This is a genomic window from Brevundimonas sp., from assembly GCF_023259385.1.
Taxonomy (GTDB): Bacteria; Pseudomonadota; Alphaproteobacteria; order Caulobacterales; family Caulobacteraceae; genus Brevundimonas.
In genome coordinates this window covers 1-2,573 of sequence record NZ_JAHFPF010000306.1, presented here as the reverse complement: position 1 = coordinate 2,573, position 2,573 = coordinate 1, and the positions used below count along the sequence as shown (strand labels likewise).

The 2,573-nt window shown below is 69.0% G+C and carries 3 protein-coding genes; all 3 read left to right on the top strand.

Annotated features, from left to right (window positions below):
* The first annotated feature begins 56 nt into the window (after positions 1–56).
* A complete protein-coding gene (locus tag Q0C81_RS17275; RefSeq protein WP_291840917.1) occupies positions 57–1,868 on the top strand; it encodes an aminopeptidase P family protein in 1,812 nt (603 codons plus the stop codon).
* Positions 1,869–1,876: 8 nt separating this feature from the next.
* A complete protein-coding gene (locus Q0C81_RS17270) occupies positions 1,877–2,293 on the top strand; it encodes a hypothetical protein (RefSeq protein WP_291840915.1) in 417 nt (138 codons plus the stop codon).
* A 73-nt stretch (positions 2,294–2,366) separates the two neighbouring features.
* The coding region (locus tag Q0C81_RS17265) for an aldo/keto reductase (protein WP_291840913.1) at positions 2,367–2,573 on the top strand (207 nt) is incomplete at its 3' end.

The following is a 2,573-nucleotide window of genomic DNA, read 5'->3' as shown; positions in this document are numbered from 1 at the left end:
ATGAGGGGAGGGAGAAGCGTTGAGCCTGCCTCTGGGGCGGTGCTATGCCTCCGGCCATGCGCCAGACCTATGACGAAACGACCGATCCGTCCTTCGGGGCGAAGCATCTCCCCCGCGTGCGGGCCAAGATGGCCGAGCAGGGCCTCGACGGGATGCTGGTCCCGCATGAGGACGAGCACCAGAACGAATACCTGCCCGCCGCCAACGACCGGCTGGCCTGGGTGAGCGGCTTCACCGGCTCGGCCGGGGCCGGCGTGGTTCTGAAGGACAAGGCGGCGGTGTTCGCCGACGGCCGCTACACCGTGCAGGTGAGGGCCCAGGTCGACGCCGGACAGTTCGAAATCCTGGACCTCGTCGAGGGCGGGGTGCCCGCCTATCTGGAGCGCGCGCCCAAGGGGGCGGTGATCGGTTACGACCCGCGGCTGCACAGCCCGGACGCGCTGGCGGTGCTGAAGCGGGCGGCGGCCAAGGCCGGGGCCGAGCTGACGCCGGTGGCGGTCAATCCGGTGGATCAGGCCTGGGCCGAGGAGCGCCCGGAACAGCCGATGGCGCCGGTCGTGCCGCATGAGGACAAATACGCCGGCGAAAGCAGCGCCTCCAAGCGCGCCCGCATCGGCGAGGCCGTGGCCAAGGCGGGGGCGGACGCGACGGTGCTGACGGCCCCGGCCTCGATCGCCTGGCTGTTCAACATCCGCGGCGGCGACGTGATCCGCACGCCGCTGCCGCTGTCGCAGGCCGTCGTGAAGACCGACGGGACGGCGCGGCTGTTCCTCGATCCGCGCAAGGTGACCAACGCATTGCCCGCCTGGCTGGGCGACGCGGTGACGCTGGAGGCGCCCGAGGCGCTTGACGGGGCGCTGGACGCGCTGGCGGGCCAGAAGGTGCTGGTCGATCCGGGCCAGTCCTCGGCCTGGTATTTCGACCGGCTGACCGATGCGGGCGCGACCGTGGTGCGCGGGATGGATCCCTGCACCCTGCCGCGCGCGCAGAAGAACCCGGTTGAGATCGAGGGAACGCGTCAGGCCCACATCCGCGACGGCGCGGCCCTGAGCCGCTTCCTGCACTGGGTCGACACGGTCGCCCAGCAGACCTTGCCGGACGAGCGCGAGGTGGCCGAGACGCTGGAGCGCTTCCGCGAGGAGACCGGCGCGCTCAAGGACCTGAGCTTTGACACCATCGCGGGCGCCGGGCCCAACGGCGCCCTGCCGCACTACAAGCCGGTGACCCGCACCATCCGCCGGATCGAGAAGGGCTCCCTGCTGCTGGTGGACGGCGGCGGCCAGTATCTGGACGGCACGACCGACGTGACCCGGACCATGGCCGTGGGCGAGCCGACGGCGGATCAACGCCGGATGTTCACCCTCGTGCTGAAGGGCCACATCGCCATGGCCACCGTGCGCTTCCCGGCCGGGACGACGGGGCATCAGCTGGACGCCTTGGCCCGCCTGCCACTGTGGATGCAGGGCTTCGACTACGACCACGGAACCGGCCACGGCGTCGGCAGCTATCTGGGCGTCCACGAGGGGCCGCAGCGGATCGCCAAGGCGATCAACAGCCAGCCGCTGCTGACCGGCATGATCCTGTCCAACGAGCCCGGCTACTACCGCGAGGGCCACTGGGGCATCCGCATCGAGACCCTGCAGGTGGTCACGGCGCCGGAGCCGATCCCCGGCGGCGAGCGGCCGATGCACGGCTTCGAGCAGCTGACGCTGGCGCCGCTGGACCAGAAGCTGATCGACACGGCCCTGCTGACTTCGGACGAGCGCGCTTATGTCGACGCCTACCATGCCGACGTCTGGGCCAAGGTCGGGCCGCTGCTGGACGGGGAGGCGAAGGCGTGGCTGGAGACGGCCTGCGCGGCGCTTTGAGGCCGGCCATGACGCTGGTGTTCGAGCAGCTCAACAAGGGATGGAACGCGTATCCGAACGGCTCGGAATCAATCGTCGCGCGTGTCGGCGACACTCTGACCTTCCGTTTTGAACTCAATCCCTTCGCCTACGAGGGCGTCAGCAAGGGCGATGAGGCGGTTCTCACCTTTGCCGGCTGCACCCGTTGGCGGTTGGGCGTGACCAACGATCAAGGCTGGTTTGAAGGTCAGTGCCGGTATTCGGATGTGGCCCCGCGATGGGGTGAATTTTACGAGATCATCGGAGATGATCCCGAACGAAACGCTCCGGAGGACTGGCAGATCATCGGGGCGGACACGAGCGCTGGTCGGCACTTCCTGTTCTACCTCAGGGACGAAACCTTCGAGTGCGTGGCGGATGACTGGCGGATCGCGCCCTTGAAATAAGGCCATTCGGCGCCCATCTCCTGAGGGCCGGCGGCGTGGCCGCCGGCTTCCTCACATTTCAGGAGACGCGGTGATGAAGACGCGCACGCTGGGCCGTTCGGGCCCCGAGGTTTCGGCCATCGGCCTGGGCTGCATGGGCATGGCCGCCTTCTACGGGCAGGCGTCGGACGAGGCGCAGGCGACGGCGGTCATCCACCGCGCGCTCGATCTGGGCCTGACCTTCTTCGACACGGCCGAGATGTACGGCCCGCACACCAATGAGATCCAGGTCGGCAAGGCA